The organism is Haloferax prahovense, from assembly GCF_000723845.1.
GTDB lineage: Archaea > Halobacteriota > Halobacteria > Halobacteriales > Haloferacaceae > Haloferax > Haloferax prahovense.
This window is the reverse complement of record NZ_LK053000.1, coordinates 885,590-905,243: the sequence shown is the minus strand read 5'-3', so window position 1 is coordinate 905,243 and position 19,654 is coordinate 885,590. Positions and strand designations below refer to the sequence as shown.

At 65.9% G+C, this 19,654-nt stretch carries 31 protein-coding genes; 28 read left to right on the top strand and 3 right to left on the bottom strand.

Annotated elements, in window-relative coordinates:
- The first annotated feature begins 3 nt into the window (after positions 1-3).
- The 25 genes from BN984_RS04350 to BN984_RS04230 all read left to right on the top strand — a co-directional run bounded on the left by BN984_RS04350 (position 4) and on the right by BN984_RS04230 (position 15,254).
- Complete coding sequence (locus BN984_RS04350) at positions 4-465, top strand: 50S ribosomal protein L22 (RefSeq protein ID WP_004042608.1); 462 nt, start codon at positions 4-6, stop codon at positions 463-465.
- Positions 465-1,376 (top strand): 30S ribosomal protein S3, encoded by a 912-nt coding sequence (locus BN984_RS04345; protein WP_008095290.1) that lies wholly within the window; start codon positions 465-467, stop codon positions 1,374-1,376. The genes BN984_RS04350 and BN984_RS04345 overlap by 1 nt, the downstream gene beginning before the upstream one ends.
- On the top strand, positions 1,377-1,589 hold the full coding sequence (rpmC, locus tag BN984_RS04340) for a 50S ribosomal protein L29 (protein ID WP_004062417.1): 213 nt from the start codon (positions 1,377-1,379) through the stop codon (positions 1,587-1,589).
- Position 1,590: 1 nt separating this feature from the next.
- A complete protein-coding gene (locus tag BN984_RS04335) occupies positions 1,591-2,022 on the top strand; it encodes a ribonuclease P protein component 1 (protein ID WP_049967753.1) in 432 nt (143 codons plus the stop codon).
- The gene (locus BN984_RS04330) at positions 2,013-2,357 is read left to right on the top strand and encodes a 30S ribosomal protein S17 (protein ID WP_042663561.1); all 345 of its coding nucleotides are present in this window, start codon (positions 2,013-2,015) and stop codon (positions 2,355-2,357) included. The genes BN984_RS04335 and BN984_RS04330 overlap by 10 nt, the downstream gene beginning before the upstream one ends.
- Positions 2,357-2,755, top strand: coding sequence for a 50S ribosomal protein L14 (locus BN984_RS04325; protein ID WP_004974917.1), 399 nt, complete (start codon positions 2,357-2,359; stop codon positions 2,753-2,755). Before BN984_RS04330 ends, BN984_RS04325 begins: the two co-directional genes overlap by 1 nt.
- A 1-nt stretch (position 2,756) precedes the next feature.
- Complete coding sequence (gene rplX, locus BN984_RS04320; protein WP_004974918.1) at positions 2,757-3,113, top strand: 50S ribosomal protein L24; 357 nt, start codon at positions 2,757-2,759, stop codon at positions 3,111-3,113.
- Complete coding sequence (locus tag BN984_RS04315) at positions 3,110-3,853, top strand: 30S ribosomal protein S4e (RefSeq protein WP_008095292.1); 744 nt, start codon at positions 3,110-3,112, stop codon at positions 3,851-3,853. The genes rplX and BN984_RS04315 overlap by 4 nt, the downstream gene beginning before the upstream one ends.
- A complete protein-coding gene (locus BN984_RS04310) occupies positions 3,850-4,368 on the top strand; it encodes a 50S ribosomal protein L5 (RefSeq protein ID WP_004974920.1) in 519 nt (172 codons plus the stop codon). Before BN984_RS04315 ends, BN984_RS04310 begins: the two co-directional genes overlap by 4 nt.
- Entirely contained in the window at positions 4,365-4,541 is a 177-nt protein-coding gene (locus BN984_RS04305) for a 30S ribosomal protein S14 (RefSeq protein WP_004042587.1), read from the top strand. The genes BN984_RS04310 and BN984_RS04305 overlap by 4 nt, the downstream gene beginning before the upstream one ends.
- A gap of 3 nt (positions 4,542-4,544) precedes the next feature.
- Positions 4,545-4,937, top strand: a complete 393-nt coding sequence (locus BN984_RS04300; RefSeq protein WP_004042581.1) for a 30S ribosomal protein S8 — start codon at positions 4,545-4,547, stop codon at positions 4,935-4,937.
- A 4-nt stretch (positions 4,938-4,941) separates the two neighbouring features.
- Entirely contained in the window at positions 4,942-5,478 is a 537-nt protein-coding gene (locus BN984_RS04295; RefSeq protein WP_049967752.1) for a 50S ribosomal protein L6, read from the top strand.
- Positions 5,478-6,185 carry a 50S ribosomal protein L32e gene (locus BN984_RS04290; RefSeq protein WP_004974943.1) on the top strand — a complete coding sequence of 236 codons (708 nt, stop codon included), beginning with the start codon at positions 5,478-5,480 and terminating at the stop codon, positions 6,183-6,185. Before BN984_RS04295 ends, BN984_RS04290 begins: the two co-directional genes overlap by 1 nt.
- A complete protein-coding gene (locus BN984_RS04285) occupies positions 6,185-6,640 on the top strand; it encodes a 50S ribosomal protein L19e (RefSeq protein ID WP_008095301.1) in 456 nt (151 codons plus the stop codon). Before BN984_RS04290 ends, BN984_RS04285 begins: the two co-directional genes overlap by 1 nt.
- A complete protein-coding gene (locus BN984_RS04280) occupies positions 6,640-7,194 on the top strand; it encodes a 50S ribosomal protein L18 (RefSeq protein WP_004969595.1) in 555 nt (184 codons plus the stop codon). Before BN984_RS04285 ends, BN984_RS04280 begins: the two co-directional genes overlap by 1 nt.
- Complete coding sequence (locus BN984_RS04275) at positions 7,191-7,835, top strand: 30S ribosomal protein S5 (RefSeq protein ID WP_049905066.1); 645 nt, start codon at positions 7,191-7,193, stop codon at positions 7,833-7,835. The genes BN984_RS04280 and BN984_RS04275 overlap by 4 nt, the downstream gene beginning before the upstream one ends.
- Positions 7,835-8,299: a 50S ribosomal protein L30 gene (locus BN984_RS04270; RefSeq protein ID WP_008095305.1), complete on the top strand. Its 465-nt coding sequence runs from the start codon at positions 7,835-7,837 to the stop codon at positions 8,297-8,299. The genes BN984_RS04275 and BN984_RS04270 overlap by 1 nt, the downstream gene beginning before the upstream one ends.
- Positions 8,296-8,793, top strand: coding sequence for an uL15m family ribosomal protein (locus BN984_RS04265; RefSeq protein ID WP_004974953.1), 498 nt, complete (start codon positions 8,296-8,298; stop codon positions 8,791-8,793). The genes BN984_RS04270 and BN984_RS04265 overlap by 4 nt, the downstream gene beginning before the upstream one ends.
- A gap of 3 nt (positions 8,794-8,796) precedes the next feature.
- Positions 8,797-10,266 (top strand): preprotein translocase subunit SecY, encoded by a 1,470-nt coding sequence (gene secY / locus BN984_RS04260; RefSeq protein ID WP_049967751.1) that lies wholly within the window; start codon positions 8,797-8,799, stop codon positions 10,264-10,266.
- A 165-nt stretch (positions 10,267-10,431) separates the two neighbouring features.
- The gene (locus tag BN984_RS04255) at positions 10,432-11,154 is read left to right on the top strand and encodes a hypothetical protein (protein ID WP_008095346.1); all 723 of its coding nucleotides are present in this window, start codon (positions 10,432-10,434) and stop codon (positions 11,152-11,154) included.
- A 101-nt stretch (positions 11,155-11,255) separates the two neighbouring features.
- Complete coding sequence (locus BN984_RS04250) at positions 11,256-11,612, top strand: hypothetical protein (protein WP_004974960.1); 357 nt, start codon at positions 11,256-11,258, stop codon at positions 11,610-11,612.
- On the top strand, positions 11,609-12,550 hold the full coding sequence (locus BN984_RS04245; RefSeq protein ID WP_049967750.1) for an alpha/beta hydrolase: 942 nt from the start codon (positions 11,609-11,611) through the stop codon (positions 12,548-12,550). The genes BN984_RS04250 and BN984_RS04245 overlap by 4 nt, the downstream gene beginning before the upstream one ends.
- Positions 12,551-12,621: 71 nt before the next feature.
- Positions 12,622-13,113, top strand: coding sequence for a hypothetical protein (locus BN984_RS04240; protein ID WP_049905067.1), 492 nt, complete (start codon positions 12,622-12,624; stop codon positions 13,111-13,113).
- A gap of 92 nt (positions 13,114-13,205) precedes the next feature.
- Positions 13,206-14,447 (top strand): ornithine cyclodeaminase, encoded by a 1,242-nt coding sequence (locus BN984_RS04235; RefSeq protein ID WP_008095352.1) that lies wholly within the window; start codon positions 13,206-13,208, stop codon positions 14,445-14,447.
- Positions 14,448-14,564: 117 nt separating this feature from the next.
- Positions 14,565-15,254, top strand: a complete 690-nt coding sequence (locus tag BN984_RS04230; protein WP_008095354.1) for a hypothetical protein — start codon at positions 14,565-14,567, stop codon at positions 15,252-15,254.
- A gap of 30 nt (positions 15,255-15,284) precedes the next feature.
- On the opposite strand, the gene BN984_RS04225 is transcribed toward BN984_RS04230, so the two are convergent.
- Entirely contained in the window at positions 15,285-15,686 is a 402-nt protein-coding gene (locus BN984_RS04225; RefSeq protein ID WP_008095356.1) for a universal stress protein, read from the bottom strand.
- Positions 15,687-15,736: 50 nt separating this feature from the next.
- Positions 15,737-15,895 carry a DUF1059 domain-containing protein gene (locus BN984_RS19645; RefSeq protein ID WP_158544173.1) on the bottom strand — a complete coding sequence of 53 codons (159 nt, stop codon included), beginning with the start codon at positions 15,893-15,895 and terminating at the stop codon, positions 15,737-15,739.
- Between the two features lie 180 nt (positions 15,896-16,075).
- On the opposite strand from BN984_RS19645, the gene BN984_RS04220 reads away from it, so the two are divergent.
- From BN984_RS04220 to BN984_RS04210, 3 genes are all read left to right on the top strand, one after another.
- Positions 16,076-17,086, top strand: coding sequence for a DUF7490 domain-containing protein (locus BN984_RS04220; protein WP_049967749.1), 1,011 nt, complete (start codon positions 16,076-16,078; stop codon positions 17,084-17,086).
- Complete coding sequence (locus tag BN984_RS04215; RefSeq protein WP_115819784.1) at positions 17,083-17,448, top strand: hypothetical protein; 366 nt, start codon at positions 17,083-17,085, stop codon at positions 17,446-17,448. The genes BN984_RS04220 and BN984_RS04215 overlap by 4 nt, the downstream gene beginning before the upstream one ends.
- 62 nt (positions 17,449-17,510) lie before the next feature.
- Positions 17,511-18,821, top strand: coding sequence for a phosphoribosylamine--glycine ligase (locus tag BN984_RS04210; RefSeq protein WP_008095362.1), 1,311 nt, complete (start codon positions 17,511-17,513; stop codon positions 18,819-18,821).
- A 4-nt stretch (positions 18,822-18,825) separates the two neighbouring features.
- Here BN984_RS04210 and BN984_RS04205 read toward each other — a convergent pair whose 3' ends face one another.
- On the bottom strand, positions 18,826-19,647 hold the full coding sequence (locus BN984_RS04205) for a ZIP family metal transporter (RefSeq protein ID WP_008095364.1): 822 nt from the start codon (positions 19,645-19,647) through the stop codon (positions 18,826-18,828).
- Positions 19,648-19,654 lie beyond the last annotated feature (7 nt).

The following is a 19,654-nucleotide window of genomic DNA, read 5'->3' as shown; positions in this document are numbered from 1 at the left end:
ACCATGGGAATCAACTACAGCGTCGAGGCCGACCCGGACACCACGGCCAAGGGTATGCTCCGGGACCGGCCCATCAGCATCAAGCACAGCAAGGCCATCTCCCGAGCCATCAAGGGGATGCCCGTCGCCGACGCAGAGGAGTACCTCGAAGCCGTCATCGACGGCGAGCGGTCGGTTCCGTTCAAGCAGCACAACTCCGGTGTCGGTCACCGAAGCGACATCGACGGCTGGGACGCGGGACGGTACCCCGAGAAGGCGTCCAAGGCGTTCCTCGAACTCCTCGAAAACGTTCGCAACAACGCGACCGAACAAGGGTTCGACGGACCGGCCATGGAGATCAAGCACGTCGCCGCCCACAAGGTCGGCGAACGTCAGGGTCGCAAGCCCCGCGCCTTCGGTCGGGCGGACCCGTGGAACACCCCAATCTGTGACGTCGAACTCATCATCGAAGAGGTCGAGGAATAATGGCTGACGAACACCAATTCATCGAGAACGGACTGCAGCGGTCCCAGATCGACGAGTTCTTCGCAGAAGAGCTCGGCCGAGCGGGCTACGGCGGCATGGACGTCGCCAAGACGCCGATGGGCACCCAGATCGTGCTCAAGGCCGAAAAGCCCGGGATGGTCATCGGGAAAGGCGGGAAGAACATCCGTAAGGTCACCCGCGAACTCGAAGAGCGATTCAACCTCGACGACCCCCAGATCGACGTGCAGGAAGTCGACGAGCCGGACCTCAACGCCCGGATCGTCGCCGACCGCCTCGCCAACGCGCTCGAGCGCGGCTGGTACTTCCGTAAGGCGGGCCACACGACCATCGACCGCATCATGGACGCCGGCGCCCTCGGTGCCGAAATCGTCCTCTCCGGTAAGGTCACGGGCGCTCGCTCCCGCGTTGAGAAGTTCAACCGCGGCTACATCAAGCACAACGGCGAGCCCGCACAGGAGATCGTCGACGAGGGCCAGGGCGTCGCAGTCATGAAGCTCGGCACCATCGGCGTGACGGTCAAGATCATCCCGCCGGGTGCGAAGCTCCCCGACGACTTCGAAGTCGAGGAAGACGCGAACCCCGAAGCGGTCGAACAGATCGAAGAGACCGAGAGCGTCGAGGACCTCCTCGAAGAGGAGCCGGAGGAGGTTCCGGACGTCTCCGAGGAGGCCGACGCCGAGACGGACGCAGTCGACGAAGACGTCGTCGAGGAAGCGGCCGTCGAAGCGGTCGAAGAAGAAGTCGTCGACGAAGCCGACGACGAGGACGACGAAGCGGTCGAGGAAGTCGTCGACGACGACGAAGAACTCGACGAAGACGTCGCCGAAGAGGCGGCCGACCTCGTCGCGGAGATGGAAGACGACGACGAAGAAGAAACGGAGGAAGAATAAATGGCGATCCTCTACACCGAAGAGATTCGCGACATGACGCCCGCAGAGCGCACCGCCGAGCTCGAAGAGCTCGAGACGGAGCTGCTCAACGCGAAGGCCGTGCAGGCCGCGGGTGGCGCGCCGGAGAACCCCGGCCGCGTCTCTGAACTGAAGAAGACCATCGCCCGAATCAAGACGATTCAGGGCGAAGAAGGCGACCTCGACGAAGAATAAAATGCCACTTACACCCGAGACCCTCACGCGACACGAGCTCAACGGCCTCCACGTGGAGGTCGTCGACGCGGCGAACCCCGACCTCGTCGGGATAGCCGGTCGCATCGTCGTCGAGACGATGCACACGCTCATGGTCGACGACGGGTCCCGGGTGCGGCAGGTGCCGAAACGAGGGGCGACCTTCGAATTCGAGATTCCGCGTACAGATGAAGCCGCCGGCGCCGCGAAGGCGTCGGGGACCGCGTCCAAACTTCGGTCGGATACTACTGGCGGATTTGATGCCAGTCAGTCTGATCGGCTCGCCGACTCATCATCGGCGGCTTCCCGTCCCGGGAATTGCGAGGGCGCGGCCTACGTTACGGTGGATGGCGCACAACTGCTCTCACGACCCGCCCTGCGCACCGAAACTACAGGTGACTCGAAATGGCGATAGGACTTGACGTTCCAATGCCTCCGGAACCTGACGATTCCGAGGCTTACGACTACGAAAAATGTCCGTTCTACGGCTCGCTCTCCGTCCGGGGTCAGACCCTGGAGGGGACAGTCGTCTCGACGGACATGGCAAAGACCGTCATCGTCGAGCGGGAGTACGACGTATTCGTTCCGAAGTACGACCGCTACATGAAGCGACGTTCCCGCATCCCGGCACACGTGCCGGGCGTGCTCGACGACGTCGCTGTCGGTGACGAAGTAACGATTGCGGAGACCCGACCTCTCTCGAAGACGAAATCCCACGTCGTCGTCGAGATTATCGGAGGTGACGAGTGATGGAAGCGCTCAAAGCGGACATCACCAAGGGTGTCGCCCGTGGCTCGCTGGTCACGTGCGCCGACAACACCGGCGCTCGTGAACTGAAGATTATCAGCGTCGCGGGTTACTCCGGCACGAAGAACCGCCACCCCAAGGCAGGCATCGGGAACAAGGTGACCGTCTCGGTCACCAAAGGTACCCCCGAGATGCGCCGCCAGGTGCTCGAAGCGGTCATCGTCCGCCAGCGGAAATCCATCCGCAGGCCCGATGGCACGCGTGTGAAGTTCGAGGACAACGCCGCCGTCATCATCGACGAGATGGAAGAGCCTCGCGGGACCGAAATCAAGGGTCCCGTCGCACGCGAAGTCGCCGAGCGCTTCGGGAGTATCGCATCGACGGCTACGATGATTGTATAGTATGACTCGACAACCGCGCAAACAGCGAACCCAGATTCGCGACGCGCCGCTCCACGAGCGGCAAAAGCAGGTCCGCGCACCGCTGTCGGACGACCTCAGCGAGGAGTACGGCAGCCGTAACGTCCGCGTCAACGCGGGCGACACGGTCGAGGTGCTCCGCGGCGACTTCGCCGGCGAAGAAAGCGAAGTCACCGAGGTCGACCTCACCGACGCCGTCATCTACGTCGACGGCGTCACCGTTGAGAAAGCCGACGGCGAGGAGGTCCCACGCCCCCTTCAGGCCAGTAACGTCCGCGTGACGGAACTGGACCTCGAAGACGACGTGCGCGAGGCCCGACTCAAGGAGGATAACGAATGACTCGACACCAGAAGCGACTGTCCGTACCGAAGTCCTGGCCGGTCGAGCGCAAGACAGGCACGTTCACGGTCAAGGCCGGAGCGGGTCCGCACGGCGAAGAGGGGGTTCCCCTCCTCATCGTCCTGCGCGACGTGCTCGGCTACGTGGACTCGAAGAAGGAGGCCCAGTACGCCCTCAACCACCAGAGCATTCTGGTCAACGGCGACGTGGCCTCCGACGTCCGCCGTCCTATCGGGATGTTCGACATCCTGGCGTTCGTCCAGCGAGAGGAGTACTACCGCGTCTTCCCCGACGAGGGAGGCCGCCTAGCGCTGACCCCCATCGACGCCGACTCGGCATCCAGCCGTCTCGGTAAGATCGTGAACAAGACGCAGGTCGGCGGTGGCGACTTCCAGCTGACGCTCCACGACGGGGCGACCCTCATCGTCGAGGACGCCTCGGAGTACAGCGGCAAGGACTCCATCGTCGTCGACAACGAGACGAAGGACGTCGTCGCGCACTTCCCCTACGAAGAAGGCGCGCTCGTCACGGCCGTCAACGGGCGGCACTCCGGCGAGATCGGCGAAATCACCGAGATTATCGTCACGCCCGGAAGCGGAAACAACTCCGTTGTCGTCGAGACCGAAGACGGCGAGTTCGAGACGGTCGAACAGTACGTCGTCGTCATCGACGAGAACTTCACGGGTTCGGACGACGAGTCCGAAGCACGTCAGGCTACTGACGGCGGTGATGACGAATGAGCGAGGCTGACTTCCACGCGATGCGCGACCCGCGCATCGAGAAGGTCGTCGTCCACATGGGCGTCGGCGAAGGTGGTCGCGAACTCGCGAAGGCCGAGGACATCCTCGAGGAGATCACCGGTCAGGAGAGCGTTCGCACGATCTCCGGCCGCGCCTCGCAGGACTTCGGCGTCCGCCGCGGCGAACCCGTCGGCGCGAAGGTCACCCTCCGTGGTGACACCGCCGTCGAGTTCCTCGAAACCGCACTCCCCATCGCGGACCTCTCCGTCTCGTCGTTCGACCAGACGGGCAACTTCGGCTTCGGCGTCGAAGAGCACACGGAGTTCCCGAGCCAGGAGTACGACCCGCAGATCGGTATCTACGGGCTGGACGTGACGGTCAACCTCGTCCGCCCCGGCTACCGAGTGAAAAAGCGCGACAAGCGTTCCCGTCAGATTCCGTCGTCCCACCGGATGACCGTCGAGGACGCCGTCGCGTTCATCGAGTCCACGTTCGACGTGGAGGTTGAAGAATGAGCGATAGCGAAACAGAACAGACGGGCGAGCACGCATCCCGCCGCACCGGCCAGGAGAACGAGTGCCGGCGCTGCGGTCGAAAGCAGGGACTTGTCAGCAAGTACGACATCAACCTGTGCCGCCAGTGCTTCCGAGAGATCGCCCGCGAGATGGGATTCAAGAAGTACCGATAAGCAATGGCTGACAACGACCCACTCAGTAGCGCTCTCTCCGGTGTGGACAACGCCGAGAGCGTCGGACATCTGTCCCACGAGATCCAGCCCGCCTCCAACATCATCGGCTCCGTCCTCGAGGTCTTCTACGACCGCGGGTACATCGACGGCTTCGAGTTCGTCGACGACGGCAAGGCCGGTCTGTTCGAGGTCGAACTGAAAGGCGCAATCAACGATTGTGGCGTCGTCAAGCCCCGGTATTCCGCCGGAGCCGACGACTTCGAGAAATGGGAGAAGCGATTCCTCCCCGCCCGTGACTACGGCGCGCTCATCGTCACGACGAGCCACGGCGTCATGAGCCATTACGAGGCCCGCGAGAAGGGCATCGGTGGCCAGATCATCGCCTACGTCTACTAGAACAATGAGCCGAATAGAAATCGAAACCCCAGACGAGGTATCCGCCGAGGTCAAAAACCTCGAGCTCACCATCGAGGGCCCCAACGGAAGCGTCACCAAGCGCCTCTGGTACCCGAACGTCTCGGTCTCCGCCGAAGACGACGCTATCGTCATCGAGAGCGACGTCGAGAACGCGAAGACCAACGCGACCATCGGTACCTTCGAGAGCCACGTGAACAACATGCTTCACGGCGCGACCGAGGGGTGGGAGTACAAGATGGAAGTCCACTACGCTCACTTCCCGATGCAGGTTAGCGTCGAAGGCAGCGACGTGGTCATCAAGAACTTCCTCGGCGAGAAGTCCCCGCGACGAGCGCAGATTCGCGGCGACACGGACGTACAGGTCGACGGCGAAGAACTCACCCTGACGGGCTCCAACAAGGAGGACGTCGGGCAGACCGCCGCCGACATCGAACAACTCACCCGCGTCAAGGACAAGGACACTCGCGTGTTCACCGACGGCGTGTACATCACCCAGAAACCGCAGACTGGTGATGCCTAATGTCGGAAGAAATCACCGAACTCGAAGACATCAGCGGCGTCGGCCCGTCGAAGGCCGACGCGCTCCGCGAAGCCGGCTTCGAGAGCGTCGACGACGTACAGGCCGCGAGCCAGTCCGAACTGGCCGAGGTCGACGGCATCGGTAACGCGCTCGCCGCGCGTATCAAAGCCGACGTCGGTGGCCTCGAGGTCTCCGACGAGGCCGAGGCCGAAGTCGAAGACGAGTCCGAAGCCGAGCCAGAGGAAGAGGAAGCCGAAGAGGTCGAGACGGAGCTTCAGCCCCGCGGTCACGCGGACAAGAAGCCCCAGCTCGACGAGGAAACCGCGGAAGCCCTGGCGCAGAAGCGCCGCGAGGGCAAGCCGCAGTTCAATCGGCAGGACCACCACAAGAAGAAGCGCACGCCCACGTCGTGGCGTCGCCCCCGTGGTGGGCTCTCCAAACAGCGTATCGGCATCAAGGGCAAGGGCCCCAAGGTCGAGGCGGGCTACCGCACGCCGAAGGCCGCCCGCGGCCTACACCCGTCGGGCTTCGAGGAGGTCCGCGTGTTCAACACGGACGACCTCGAAGGCATCGACGGCGATACGCAGGCAGTTCGCATCGCCTCCTCGGTCGGCGCGCGCAAGCGCGAGCGTATCGAGGAAGCGTGTGAGGACCGCGAGATTCGCGTCCTCAACCCCACCTACGTCGAAGTCGAGGTGGACAACTGATGACGGACCTCAAAGCGCAGAAGCGAATGGCGGCCGACGTCCTTGACGTCGGCAAGGGTCGAGTTTGGTTCGACCCAGAGGAACAGGCCGAAATCGCGGAGGCCATCACGCGCGAAGACATCCGTGAACTCGTCGACGAGGGCACGATTCGCGCCAAGGACGCCAAGGGCAACTCGAAGGGTCGCGCACGCGAGCGCGCCGCCAAGCGTTCCTACGGTCACCGCAAGGGTGCCGGCTCCCGCAAGGGCCGTTCCGGCGCTCGACAGAACAAGAAAGACGCATGGGTCAGCCGAATCCGCGCCCAGCGCCGTCGCCTGAAGGAGCTTCGCGAGGACGGAACGCTCGACCGTTCCCAGTACCGCTCGCTCTACAACAAGGCGTCCGGTGGCGAATTCGATAGCGTGGACCGGCTCGAAGCGTACATTCAGAACAACTACCAGGTGGAGATTCAATAATGGCGACCGGACCACGATACAAGGTTCCGATGCGGCGTCGCCGCGAAGTCCGGACCGATTACCATCAAAGGTTGCGCCTGCTGAAATCGGGCAAGCCCCGCCTCGTTGCTCGCGTGAGCAACAAGCACGTCAGGGCGCAGCTGGTCACTCCGGGCCCGCAGGGCGACGAGACCCACGCTGCAGCGACCTCTGCCGACCTCGACGAGTACGGCTGGGAAGCCCCCACGGGCAACCTCCCGAGCGCGTACCTCACGGGGTATCTGGCAGGTAAGCGGGCGCTGGCCGCCGGCGTCGAGGAAGCGGTCCTCGACATCGGCCTCAACACGGCCACGCCCGGAAACAAGGTCTTCGCGGTGCAGGAGGGTGCTATCGACGCTGGCCTCGAAATCCCCCACAACGACGCAGTACTCGCTGATTGGGACCGCAACCGCGGTGTCCACATCGCCGAGTACGCAGAGCAGCTCGACGAGCCGCTCTACAGTGGAGACTTCGATGCCACGAACCTCCCCGACCACTTCGACGAAGTGCTCGGGAACCTTCAGGAGGACGAATGAGCAGAAATAACAACGGCTGGGAGCCGCGAACGCGGCTCGGCCGCATGGTGCAGAACGGCGACGTCACGTCGATGGACCAGGCGCTCGAGACGGGACTTCCGCTCAAGGAACCCCAGCTCGTCGACCAGCTCCTTCCCGGACTGGACGACGAGGTGCTCGACATCAACATGGTCCAGCGCATGACCGACTCCGGCCGCCGGGTGAAGTTCCGGTGTGTCGTCGCAGTCGGGAACCGTGACGGCTACCTCGGCTACGCTGAGGCCCGCGACGACCAGGTCGGCGGTGCCATCCAGAAAGCCATCGAGGTGGCGAAACTGAACATCATCAAGGTAGACCGCGGCTCGGGGTCGTGGGAAGACCGCGCAGGCGGCCTCAACTCCCTCTCGCGCAAGGCAGAGGGGAAGGCCGGCTCCGTGACGGTCCGCATCATCCCCGCCCCGCAGGGTCTCGGCCTCGCGGCCGCAGAGACCGTCCGGAACATCCTCGAACTCGCCGGCATCCAGGACGCCTGGACCAAGAGCGACGGGAACACCCGGACCACGGTCAACCTCGCGAAGGCGACCTACAACGCGCTCAAGAACGCGTCGCAGTCCCGTACGCCCCAGCGCGCTCGTGAAGTGCGTCAGGAGGTGCGCGAATAATGCAGGCTATCGTTCAGCTTCGCGGTGAAGTCAACATCGCACAGGACGTCCGCGACACGCTCACGATGCTCAACATCCACCGCGTGAACCACGCGACGTTCGTGCCGGAAACGGACGCCTACCGCGGGATGATCTCGAAGGTCAACGACTTCGTCGCGCACGGCGAGCCGAGCGTCGACGTCGTCGAGACCCTCATCAGCACGCGCGCCGAGCCCGAGCAGGGCGACGGCGACATCACCGACGAGTGGGTCTCCGAGAACACCGACTACGACGACGTGGCCGCGCTCGCGCAGGCCATCGTCGACGAGGAGACGACGCTGCGAAAGCAGGGCGTCTCGCCCGTGCTCCGTCTGCACCCGCCGCGCGGCGGTCACCGCGGACAGAAGCACGTCACCAAGGAAGGTGGCCAACTCGGAAAGCACAGCACCGAACAGATCGACGAGCTCCTGGAGGACATGCGATGACGTCCAAGAAGCGACGCCAACGCGGTTCCCGCACGCACAGCGGCGGTACGCACAAGAACCGACGCGGTGCTGGTCACCGCGGCGGTCGCGGCCGCGCCGGACGCGACAAACACGAGTTCCACAACTACGAGCCGCTCGGCAAGCACGGCTTCAAGCGACCGGACGTCCTGCAGGACGACGTCGCCGAAGTCAAGATCCAGAAGCTCGACGAGGACGCGGCGCTCCTCGCGGCCGACGGAGTCGCCGAGAAGGACGGCGACACCTACACCATCGACGCCCGTGACGTGGCCGAGGACGGCTGGGAAGCGGACGTCGTGAAGGTGCTCGGTGGCGGGCAGGTTCGTAACGAACTGCACGTCGTCGCCGACGCCTTCACCGCCGGTGCCGTCGAACTTATCGAAGAGGCGGGCGGCAACGCCGAACTCTCCGAACGCGCCGAAGAAGCGGCTGAGGCCGAGGAATCGGCCGACGCCGACGAGGACGACGAGGAATAAATCATGGGATGGAAGGACGCCGCCGAACCAGTGCTGGCGCGGATGCCCGCAGTCGCCCGACCGGAGGGACACGTACCGTTCCGCCGGAAGCTCGGGTGGACTGGCGGGATCCTCGTTCTGTACTTCTTCCTGACGAACGTGACGCTGTTCGGTGTCGACGCCGCGACCGCGAACGACCTGTTCGGTCGGTTCCGGTCCATCTTGGCCGGCCAGCAGGGCTCGGTGCTCCAACTGGGTATCGGCCCAATCGTCACGGCGAGCATCGTCCTACAACTGCTTGGCGGTGCTGACCTGCTCGGGCTCGACACGGACAACAACCCGCGCGACCAGATCCTCTACCAGGGACTGCAGAAGCTGCTCGTCGGGGTCATGATCGTCCTGACGGGTCTGCCGATGGTGTTTGCCGGCAACTTCCTGCCGGCCGACCAGGCCGTAGCGGCGTCGCTCGGCATCGGTACGCTCGGCGTGAAGGGACTCATCTTCGCGCAGATCGCCGTCGGTGGTGTCCTCATCCTGTTCATGGACGAGATCGTCAGCAAGTGGGGCGTCGGCTCCGGGGTCGGCCTGTTCATTATCGCCGGCGTCAGCCAGCAGCTCGTCGGTGGGCTGTTCAGTTGGGAGGGCCTCGGCGGCGCGTCCGGGTTCTTCCCGACGTGGATCGGTATCGTCACCGGTGCCATCGAACTGCCTGCCTCGCCGACCGACCTGCTGTCGACGATCTTCCTCGGTCAGGGACAGCTGCTCGCGCTCATCACGACGGTGCTCATCTTCGGCATCGTCGTCTACGCCGAGAGCGTCCGCGTCGAGATTCCCCTCTCGCACGCCCGCGTGAAGGGTGCCCGCGGTCGCTTCCCGGTCAAGCTCATCTACGCGAGCGTCCTGCCGATGATCCTCGTTCGCGCCCTGCAGGCGAACATCCAGTTCCTCGGGCGCATCCTCAACAACTCGTGGGCCGCCATGCCAGCGTGGCTCGGCCAGTACACGAGCGGACAGGTCACCGGTGGCCTGTTCTACTACCTCGCGCCCATCCAGTCGCGGTCCGACTGGATGTGGTTCCTCGGGCTCACGTCGGCCGACCCGCTCGACATCGCCATCCGCGTGCTCATCGACCTGGTCTTCATGATCGTCGGTGGCGCGGTGTTCGCGATATTCTGGGTCGAGACGACGGGTATGGGTCCGGAATCGACCGCGCGACAGATTCAGAACTCCGGGATGCAGATTCCCGGGTTCCGACGCAACCCGCAGGTCATCGAGAAGGTCATGGAGCGGTACATCCCGCAAGTGACCGTCATCGGTGGCGCGCTCGTCGGCCTGCTCGCCGTCATGGCGAACATGCTCGGCACCATCGGCGCAGTCTCCGGGACGGGGCTGCTCCTTACGGTCTCCATCACGTACAAGCTGTACGAGGAGATCGCGGAGGAACAGCTCATGGAGATGCACCCGATGATGCGCAACATGTTCGGCTCCGAATAGCGGGCACCGACGCGCTCGACTGCCGCCGCACGCTCGCGGCGAACGTCACTTCCACATCACCTCATTTCTGACGCGCTCGCACCGAGAGCGGCGCGGCCGCCTCGGATCGCCCGTACCGCCGGACAATCCGGTCACTTTTGACTGCCGCCGCCGGAACAGCGGGGTATGCACGAGGGGCGACTCGCAGTCGACATCGAGACGGCCAGCCCGAACGGCCCGCCGAGCGACTTCCGGAACACCGACGACTTCGAGTTGGTCGCCGTCGGCCTCGGCCACCGTGGCGACGGCGACGACCCCGAGGTCGAAGTCGAAGTGCTCCTCCGCGACGGCGACTGGTCGCTTGAACACACCGCCGACCTCCTCCGACGGGTCGTCGAGTGGTGCGAGGCGCGCGACGAGGGCGTCGTCACCTACAACGGCGAGTACTTCGACGAACACCACCTCCGCGCGTGGGCCGACCGCGTCGCCGACGCCGGCGTCTGGGCGGACGCGCCGCGTCGAATCGACGCGCTGTTCGCCGACCACGTCGACCTCGGAACCCTCGCCGCGGACGCGTACCCGGAGGCGGTCCGTCCGAACCGCGACATTCCGGCGCTGTGGAAGGCGTGCAAGGAAGCCGGCGTCGACCAGCCGACCGTCTGGTACGACGACTACGACCTCCCGGCGGGCTACCTCGAACGCCTCGGCATCGAGGACGGCCACGTCAAGGGAGCCCACGTCGGGGAGGCGTTGGGCGAGGCGTACGTCGACGGCGTGGTCGCGGGGCTCGACCACACGCGGACGCACGCCGAACTCACTCGGCTCCTCGTCGACTACGCCGCCGGTGACATCGAACCGCTGTTTTCGCTCCACGACGCGCTCCGCCGGGCCGACGCGAGCGCGGACTGAGTCGTTTCGTCCCTGCCGACCCGGCCCGACGCCGTCGTCGGACCCGCGCGTCGTCCTGTCTCGCGGCAAACGTTTAGCCGCCGGCAGTCGTATCGCGTGGTATGAACGACCTCGAACCGGCGGCCGCCGTCGAGGAGGCGCTCCGCGGCAACGGCATCAGCGTCGAGTCAGTCTCGCTCGACGACGCCGTCTCGCTGACCTATCTCACGGCGTTCCCGGACGTCGAACCCGACCACGGCGAAGTCGGCCGCGCCGTCACGGCCTTCCTCGACCTCGCTCGCGACGACGAGTTCAACCCGAGGACCGTCGAGGCGACGGTGCTCCGAAGCGAGGGCGACGTGCAGGCGACGTGGACGCTCGAAGCCGACTGGATTCGCGCGTACAACGACTACTCGCTGGGCGACGAGGAACTGTCCCAACGCGTTCTCGACAGCCTCTACGAGGAGGGAGACGCGTGAGTGCGTGGCGTCACCGCGGCGAGCCCTCCGCCGCGCGCGGCCCGCGTCGGCCCTCGCACTTCGAGTACTCGCGCGTCTCGCTGACCTTCGAGAGCGAGGGGACGAACTGCGCGGGCTGGCTCTATCGCCCCGACGGCGTCGAGTCGCCGCCGGTAGTCGTCATGGCGGGCGAACTCGCGGCGGAGCGTCGCTTCGGGCTTCGACCCTACGCCGAGCGACTGGCCGAGGCGGGCTACGCGGCGTTCCTCTTCGACTACCGGAACACCGGTGACTCCGACGGGGAGCCCCGGAATCTCGTAGCCCCCGACTCGCAGGTCGCCGACTGGCACGCCGCGCTCGACGGACTCCGCGGGCGCGACGAAATCGACTCGCGCTCGCTCGTCCTCTGGGGTGCGGGGCTCTCCGGCGGCTACGCGCTCCGCGCGGCGGCCGAAGACGGTCGGGTCGCCGCGGTCATCGCCCAGAACCCCATGCTCGACGGAAAGGCGGTCACGCGGGGCCGAGGCGTCAAAGGGACGCTCGCGGCGGTCGCGGCCGCCGTTCGCGACAAACTCCAGTCGCGGCTCCTCGGCCCGTATCGCGTCCCCGTCGTCGGCGACGGCTCGTCGATGGCGGTCTTCGAGGACCCCGGCGTGCGCGCCGCCTACCGCGACCTCGTGCCGCCGGGGAGCGCGTGGCGCGACGAGACGCCCGCTCGGCTGTTCCTCTCGCTGCTCCGCTACCGGGCGCTCCCCGACCCGGAGGCCGTCACCTGCCCGACGCTCCTCGTCTCGGGGACGCGCGACGACCTCGCGCCCGCCGACGCGGTGGCCGACCTCGCCGACGAGCTACCGGAGTCGACGCTGGTCGAACTCCCCGCCGGCCACTTCGACCACTACGACCGGGCGTTCGAACAGACGTTCGGCCACCTCCTGTCGTTCCTCCGAACGGTTCGCTGACGGGGGACAAGTCACCCCGTTGAACGCTCGCGCGAACCATTATGTCCTCGCCCGGCCTATACCACACAGAAATGTCCACATCCACACGTTTCGTCTCGTTGTTCCTCGCCGTCGCGCTCGTCGCGGTGGCCGCGTCCGCGCCGGTGTTCGCACAGGAGTCCGAGACGCCGAGCGACGAGGAGATGCAACAGCTCCTCGAAGAGGGCGTCGCGCTGTACAACGACAACGTCGAACAGCTCGACGTCTCGTTCGCCCGAAGCCTCATCGCGGGGAAGACGGTGAACGTCTACGTCGAAGACGGCGACGAGACGCACGTGTTCTCGGCGTCGGTGCAAGACGACATGCGCATCGACGACATCTCGACCGGTCCCAACGACGAGGCGTCGACTCGAATCACGACGGACCGACAGACCCTCGAAACCATCGCCGACTCGTCTGACCCGCTCGCCGAGGTTCAAGACGCTCTCGCCGACGATCGCATCCGCGTCTCCGGCGAACGGGGTCACCCCGTCGACCAGGTCGTCTGGACCGTCGCCAACACGTTCAAGGGCTTCTTCCTCTGAACACGGGCAGAACCGAACTTCGTCCGACCCCGTCTTTTCTCCGCGTCATCGCGTCCGTAACCCACTTTGCCGCCTCCCCCGTCTCTCCGTCGATGACGTTCACGCGCACGGTCGAACTCGACGGCCACATCATCGACTCGGGGATGATGCAACAGGCCATGGGCATCGTGATGGACCTCGGGGGGGACTTCGACGTCGAGCAGTTCGACGTCGGCCGGCAGAAAGACGAGACCTCCTACTGCCGGATGTCGGTGTCCGCGGACGACCGCGAGACGCTCCAGGAGATACTGCACGAACTCCACCAAATCGGCGCGAACCTCACTGACCCCGTCGACGCGCGCGTCGAGGCCTCGCCCGCCGACCGGGTCGTCCCCGTGGGCTTTTACTCGACGACGAACCACCCGACCGACGTTCGGTATCAAGGCGAGTGGCTCCCGGTCGAGGACATCGAGATGGACTGCGCGATAGTCGTCGAGGAGACCGACGACGGCCCGCGGGCCTACACGAAGGTCCTCAACGGCATCGAGGAGGGCGACCTCGTCGTCACCGACGAGGCGGGGATTCGCGTCAAGCCGCCGGAGCGCCCCCGAGACGCCTCCGGTCCCTTCGGGTTCATGCAGGGCGGCGTCTCCTCGGAGCGACCGTCGGAGTCGCTCATCGGCGAGGTGGCCGACGCGCTCCGCGAGACCAAAGCCGATGGCGGGAACGTCCTCGTCGTCGCCGGGCCGGCGCTCATCCACTCGGGCGGCGGCGACGCCCTCGCAGAACTCGTCCGCGAGGGCTACGTGGACATGATTTCCGCCGGTAACGGCTTCGCCACCCACGACATCGAACGCGGGCTGTACGGCACCTCTCTCGGGATGGACATGGAGACGATGGAACACCCCCGAAAGGGACACAAGCACCACATCTACACCATCAGCGAGGTCATCCGCGCCGGCGGTATCGCCGAGGCCGTCGAGGAGGGACTCATCAAAGAGGGCGTGATGTACGAGTGCGTGAAAAACGACGTGCCGTACGTCCTCGCGGGGTCGATTCGAGACGACGGCCCGCTTCCGGACACCATCACCGACACCATCGAGGCGCAGAACGCCATCCGCGAGCAGGCCCACCGCGCCGACATGGTGCTCATGCTCTCGACGCTCCTGCACTCGGTCGCCGTCGGCAACTGCTTGCCCTCGACGGCGAAGACCGTCTGCGTGGACATCAACCCCGCGACCGTCACGCAACTGCTCGACCGCGGCTCCTCGCAGGCCATCGGCATGGTCACGGACATCGGGACGTTCGTGCCGACGCTCGCCGAGAAGGTGCTCGAAGCCGACGGCGAGAGCTGAGCGGGTCGCTCGCGGGTCGCGTCGTGCGCCCCCGTCTGACGTGTCTATTATGACCCCGGGTGGCCTCTCGTGTCCTGTATGCAACCCACAGCAGCGCGAGTGCTTCTCGCGGCACTCATGGTTCTCCTCGCCGGGTGCGGGGGCGGTGTCGGCGGCGACGCCACGACCGCGACCGACGCATCGACGGGTGCGACAGACGCGACCGCGACAGCCACCGACGGCGAATCGGCCGACCAGAGCGGCGACGGCGACGCCGAACGGGCCTCGTTTTCGTTCAACGGGACGTGGGACCAGCGGTACCGGACCGGGCAGTACTACCGCTACGACATCACGAGTCCGAGCATCGATGGCACCGCTACCTACGAGTGGGAGGTCGTCTCCGCGACCGACGACGAGGTGACGATTCGGACGAAACTGGTCACGCCCAACACGACGAGCGAGCAGACCGTGAGCGCGCCGCCGGACGAGATTTACGGCGAACTCGCCGGAAGCCCGTCGGGGTCGGTCGCTACCATCGGCTTCGACTCGCCGTACTACAGCGGGGTCGACGGCGAGACGCTCCGCGTCGGCGACGGCTGGGAGGCCTCGGGCGAAAACGGCAACGTGAGCTTCAAAGTCGAGGAGATATCCACCTACGCCGGCCTGGAGTGCGCGAACTTCGTCGTCCGGACGAACGGGAGCGTCTTCTGGGAGAGCTGCGTCACGCCGGAGAGCCCGCTGCCGGGCTACATGGCGTTCTACGAGGAGGAAGGCGACGAAGAGCCCGCGTTCGAGATGGTGCTCGTCGAGTACCGAGCCGGAGACTAACGCGGCCGCGGGCGACCTCGGACGCGACGATTAGACTTTTTCCAGCGGGACGACCGCCATCGGGATGTTCGAGTTCAACAGCACGTCCTGTGCCGTGCTGCCGAAGACGATTTTCGAGGTCGGATTGCGCTTTCGGACGCCGATGACGATTTCGTCCGCGTCCTGTTCGTCGGCGCACTGGAGGATGTCGTCGGCGGCGTCGTTACCGCGGATGTACTGGTGAGTCTCCACGTCCACGAGGTCGCCGAGGCGGGAGACGACGACGTTCAGGGCGTCCTCGCCGTCGCGAACGTCCTCGCTGTCGGTCTCGTCGCCGCCGCGGTGGGAGTTGACGACGTGGAGCACGTCGCCGGCGTCGATTCGTCGCGAGAGATAGTCGCAGACTTCGGCGCTGGTGTGGACCGAGTTCGTCCCGATAACGTATGTTGCCATGCCACATATCGCTACGCCGTCCTATAAAAATCCACGCCCGACCGCGCTCGTCAGGCCTGCTTCATCATCGCCAGCACGTCGTCTCTCGTCATCTCTTTTCCGTGCTCGTCGTGGGCGTGGTGCTGAATCACTTTCACGACCTCGTTTCTGTTCTCAGAGGTCACGCTGAACCCGCACGAACACGTCGCCTGTTGCATCGCCTTCGACATGGTAGCAGAGATAGGCGCCCCGAGAGCAAAGCGTGTGTTCACACTCGTCGTGACACTCCCGCTGACGGGCGGGTCCCCGCGGCCACGGTGTCTCTGCGGCCGTGGTCTCGCCGTTGTGTCGCCCGCTCCGCCAACCCATCGGGGACAAAACATATACCCGACCGTAAATGTCAGTCGGGTATGGAAAGAAACGCCCTCCTCACGGCCGGGACGGTCGGCGTCGTCGTCGTGGCGCTCGTCGCCGCCGCCGTCGTTCCGGGGGTCGTCGCGGACCCGACCGACGACGGCCCCGTCCGTCCCGGACCGGTGGACGTCGCCGGCGTCTCCATCGCGGCCGGACAGGCGACGGGGGAGACGGTCACGCTCGAAATCGAGACCAGAATCGACCACCGAGGTAACCCCACGCAGAACGTGAGCGTCCTCGTCCGCGCCGTCGACGCCGAGTCGGGGCTGTTGACGACGACGCAGGAACTCGACGTCGGGACGCTCTCCAAGGACGGTGAGGTGGCGACGACGACCAACCTCACGGTCCCCCGCGAGGGCGGCTACGACATCGAGGTCGTCCTCTACAGCGACGACGAGCGGGTCGACCAGGCGCGAAAGAGCGTCCGCGGCGTCTCGGCCATCAAGCCGCCGTACCTCCGGTCGACCACCTCGTTCACCGACAGCGAGGCGCTCCCGCCCGTCTCCTTCGCCATCGCCGAGGCCGGCGAGGACCGGACGACGCTCGACCTGACGGCGACGCTGACGAACGCCGGCGACGACCCGGCCGAGGACCTCTCGGTGCTGTTCGTCCTCCGGCAGGCCGAATCGAACATCGTGGCCTCCCGGACGACGGTCGACGCGGGGACCATCGCGGCCGGCCGGACCGAGACGGTGGACGCGTCGGCGAGCGTCCCGAACGACTACAACTACTACATCGACGCCGTGTTGCTCCGCGACGGGGTCGTCATCGACACCGCCCGCGGCGCGGCGAACCTGAACCCAACGAGGACGATTAGCGTGAACCAGACCAGAGAGGACGTGGAACTCCGCGTCGAAGACTTCGAGAACGGCGACGGCGGCGACGCGCCGCAGCGAACCGACTACGAGCGGACCGAGACCTCCTCGGCGGCACCGGGCTTCGGCCCGATAGTGGCCGTCGTCGGACTTCTCGTGGCCGTCTTCGCCACCCGGAGGTGGTCGAAATGAGCGACGAGACGCGGACGGAGGGAGCGCAGTCGACGACTGACGAGCCACCGACGACCGACGATGACGCGTCCGGGGTGGACAGACTTCGAGAGCCCACACCGGACCCGACCGACGAGGAAGAAGGCGAGAACCGCGAGTTCGCGGAGCGGATGCGCCGCTACCTCGACTACGCGGTCCTCGCGGGACTGCTGTTGCTCGCGCTCATCGCGGCGCTACAGTTCTACCTCAACGCCAGCCAGACCATCACGACGTGGGTGAACCCCGAGTACCGCGCGCCGTTCCAAGCGGCGTTCAACCTCGTGTTGCTCCTCGGGGCGGCGCTCGGCGTCTCCATCCAGCTTCGCCGGCTGACGAGCGACTGAGCGGTCGCCGAGGTAGCTCTCGCCACACACACAGTTTTCAGGCCGCCGCCCGACACCTTTGTGTGAACTTCCTTTTCGTGTCGGCGGACGCCGCGCTCATCACCGACCTCGCGTGGCAGGTCCACAGAGAGGGCCACGACGTTCGGTACTACATCGAAGCCGAGCGCGACAAAGAGATCGGCGACGGCTTCGTCCCGAAGACCGACGACTGGCGCGCGGAGGTCGAGTGGGCCGACGTGACCGTCTTCGACGACATCTGGGTCGGCTCCGACATCGGCACCGGCGCGCTGGCGCAGGAACTTCGCGAGGAGGGACACGCCGTCGTCGGCGGGACGCCCAACACCGACCGCCTCGAAGAGGACCGCGGCTACGCGATGGACGTGCTGGAGTCCCACGGCGTGAACACGGTCGAACAGCGCGTCTTCCACGACTTCGACGAGGGCATCGAGTACGTCCGGCGGAACCGCGCCCCCTACGTCATCAAGCCGCTTGGCGAGGTGCAGAACGTCAAGCGACTCCTCTACGTCGGCAACGAGGACGACGGCAGCGACGTGGTCGAGGTGCTCCGCGCGTACAAGCAGGCGTGGGGCCACCGAATGAAGGGCTTTCAGCTCCAGCGGAAGGTCGAAGGCGTCGAAATCGCCGTCTGCGGCTTCTTCAACGGGGAGACGTTCGTCGACCCGGTGAACTTCAACTTCGAGCACAAGAAACTGTTTCCGGGCAACATCGGCCCCTCGACCGGCGAGATGGGAACCTCGATGTTCTGGGCCGGGCGGAACCGGCTGTTCGAGGAGACGCTGGGTCGGCTCGAATCGTGGCTCGCCGAGGAGGGCTACGTCGGGAGCATCGACATCAACTGCATCGTCAACGAACACGGCATCTATCCGCTGGAGTTCACGCCGCGGTTCGGCTACCCGACGATTACGCTCCAAGAAGAGTCCTTCGAGTCGTCGACGGCGCAGTTCTTCTACGACCTCGCCCACGGCAACGACCCCGAACTATCGGTCCACGGCGGCTACCAGATCGCGGTCCGCATCGTCCTGCCGCCGTTTCCCTTCACCGACGAGAAGACCTACGACGAGAACTCCCGCAACGCGGCGGTCGTCTTCGAGACCGACAGCCGCGAGGGCGTCCACATCGAGGACGCGAAACTCGTCGACGGGCAGTGGCGCGCCGCCGGCGAGAGCGGCATCCCGCTCGTCGTCACCGGGAAGGGCGAGACGATGCAGGAGGCGAGAAAACAGGCGTACGACCGCGTCGACGACATCGTCATCCCGAACCTGTACTACCGCGACGACATCGGCGAGCGCTGGATAGACGGCGACGGCGACCGACTGCTCGCGTGGGGCTACCTCGGCCCGACCGGCCAGTAGTCGATTAGTTGAGCACCAGCCACGCGACGAAGACGGCGAGCCCGCCGACGGCGGTGCTCACCGCGGCGTGGAACCGGAGACGGTCGAGAATCGCGTGAGCGTGGCCGTCTTCGACCGACAGCAGTTCGTGAATCTCGCTACCGATTTCACAGCGCGGGAGGAAGTCCATGGCGACGTGGAGGAAGACGCCGGAGGCGAAGCCGAAGACGAGCCCGCGGAAGGCACCGGTCGCCGGGAGCGACACGGCGCTGGAGACGATGGCGGCGATGCCGAGACCCGCCGCGGGGAGGAGAAGCGGGGCGACAGATTTGCCCTGTCCCGAGAGCCGCCGGGCGGCGGCGTAGCCGGCCGGGCCTTTGTGCGAGACGATGGCGAGTCCGAGGCCGACGCCCACGTCGATGTTCCCGTAGACGATACCGATAATCGCGCCCGCGGAGATGGCGTGCGCCGAGAGTTCGGTCACGGTGCGGTCAACGGGGAAGTCCATGTGGGCGAAGCGGTGGCCGACGGTGTGAGCGGCGAAGCCGGCGAGGATGCCGAAGGCGATGCCGAAGCCGCCGAACTGGGTGTGGTGGCCGAGCGCCTGCGGGACCAGAAACACCGCGGCGCTCGTCACCATCGCGCCGCTGGCGAGGCCGTAGCCCCAGACGAGTCCCTCGGCGTGCTCGGCCCGGCTGCGCGCGCCGAAGGGCGCGGCGAGCGCCATCGCGCCGAAGGCGGCCCACGAGACGACGAGCAGGTTCCACGCCTCGGCGCTCGCGGCGTACGCGGAGAGCGCGACGAGTGCCACGACGCTCCCCACGCCGATGGCCGTCGAACGGTTCATATTGTGA

Coding starts and splice junctions, on each gene's coding strand:
- BN984_RS04350 (WP_004042608.1), top strand. CDS start 4: ATGGGAATCAACTACAGCGTCGAGGCCGACCCGGACACCACGGCCAAG.
- BN984_RS04345 (WP_008095290.1), top strand. CDS start 465: ATGGCTGACGAACACCAATTCATCGAGAACGGACTGCAGCGGTCCCAG.
- rpmC (WP_004062417.1), top strand. CDS start 1,377: ATGGCGATCCTCTACACCGAAGAGATTCGCGACATGACGCCCGCAGAG.
- BN984_RS04335 (WP_049967753.1), top strand. CDS start 1,591: ATGCCACTTACACCCGAGACCCTCACGCGACACGAGCTCAACGGCCTC.
- BN984_RS04330 (WP_042663561.1), top strand. CDS start 2,013: ATGGCGATAGGACTTGACGTTCCAATGCCTCCGGAACCTGACGATTCC.
- BN984_RS04325 (WP_004974917.1), top strand. CDS start 2,357: ATGGAAGCGCTCAAAGCGGACATCACCAAGGGTGTCGCCCGTGGCTCG.
- rplX (WP_004974918.1), top strand. CDS start 2,757: ATGACTCGACAACCGCGCAAACAGCGAACCCAGATTCGCGACGCGCCG.
- BN984_RS04315 (WP_008095292.1), top strand. CDS start 3,110: ATGACTCGACACCAGAAGCGACTGTCCGTACCGAAGTCCTGGCCGGTC.
- BN984_RS04310 (WP_004974920.1), top strand. CDS start 3,850: ATGAGCGAGGCTGACTTCCACGCGATGCGCGACCCGCGCATCGAGAAG.
- BN984_RS04305 (WP_004042587.1), top strand. CDS start 4,365: ATGAGCGATAGCGAAACAGAACAGACGGGCGAGCACGCATCCCGCCGC.
- BN984_RS04300 (WP_004042581.1), top strand. CDS start 4,545: ATGGCTGACAACGACCCACTCAGTAGCGCTCTCTCCGGTGTGGACAAC.
- BN984_RS04295 (WP_049967752.1), top strand. CDS start 4,942: ATGAGCCGAATAGAAATCGAAACCCCAGACGAGGTATCCGCCGAGGTC.
- BN984_RS04290 (WP_004974943.1), top strand. CDS start 5,478: ATGTCGGAAGAAATCACCGAACTCGAAGACATCAGCGGCGTCGGCCCG.
- BN984_RS04285 (WP_008095301.1), top strand. CDS start 6,185: ATGACGGACCTCAAAGCGCAGAAGCGAATGGCGGCCGACGTCCTTGAC.
- BN984_RS04280 (WP_004969595.1), top strand. CDS start 6,640: ATGGCGACCGGACCACGATACAAGGTTCCGATGCGGCGTCGCCGCGAA.
- BN984_RS04275 (WP_049905066.1), top strand. CDS start 7,191: ATGAGCAGAAATAACAACGGCTGGGAGCCGCGAACGCGGCTCGGCCGC.
- BN984_RS04270 (WP_008095305.1), top strand. CDS start 7,835: ATGCAGGCTATCGTTCAGCTTCGCGGTGAAGTCAACATCGCACAGGAC.
- BN984_RS04265 (WP_004974953.1), top strand. CDS start 8,296: ATGACGTCCAAGAAGCGACGCCAACGCGGTTCCCGCACGCACAGCGGC.
- secY (WP_049967751.1), top strand. CDS start 8,797: ATGGGATGGAAGGACGCCGCCGAACCAGTGCTGGCGCGGATGCCCGCA.
- BN984_RS04255 (WP_008095346.1), top strand. CDS start 10,432: ATGCACGAGGGGCGACTCGCAGTCGACATCGAGACGGCCAGCCCGAAC.
- BN984_RS04250 (WP_004974960.1), top strand. CDS start 11,256: ATGAACGACCTCGAACCGGCGGCCGCCGTCGAGGAGGCGCTCCGCGGC.
- BN984_RS04240 (WP_049905067.1), top strand. CDS start 12,622: ATGTCCACATCCACACGTTTCGTCTCGTTGTTCCTCGCCGTCGCGCTC.
- BN984_RS04235 (WP_008095352.1), top strand. CDS start 13,206: ATGACGTTCACGCGCACGGTCGAACTCGACGGCCACATCATCGACTCG.
- BN984_RS04230 (WP_008095354.1), top strand. CDS start 14,565: ATGGTTCTCCTCGCCGGGTGCGGGGGCGGTGTCGGCGGCGACGCCACG.
- BN984_RS04225 (WP_008095356.1), bottom strand. CDS start 15,686: ATGGCAACATACGTTATCGGGACGAACTCGGTCCACACCAGCGCCGAA.
- BN984_RS19645 (WP_158544173.1), bottom strand. CDS start 15,895: ATGTCGAAGGCGATGCAACAGGCGACGTGTTCGTGCGGGTTCAGCGTG.
- BN984_RS04220 (WP_049967749.1), top strand. CDS start 16,076: ATGGAAAGAAACGCCCTCCTCACGGCCGGGACGGTCGGCGTCGTCGTC.
- BN984_RS04215 (WP_115819784.1), top strand. CDS start 17,083: ATGAGCGACGAGACGCGGACGGAGGGAGCGCAGTCGACGACTGACGAG.
- BN984_RS04205 (WP_008095364.1), bottom strand. CDS start 19,647: ATGAACCGTTCGACGGCCATCGGCGTGGGGAGCGTCGTGGCACTCGTC.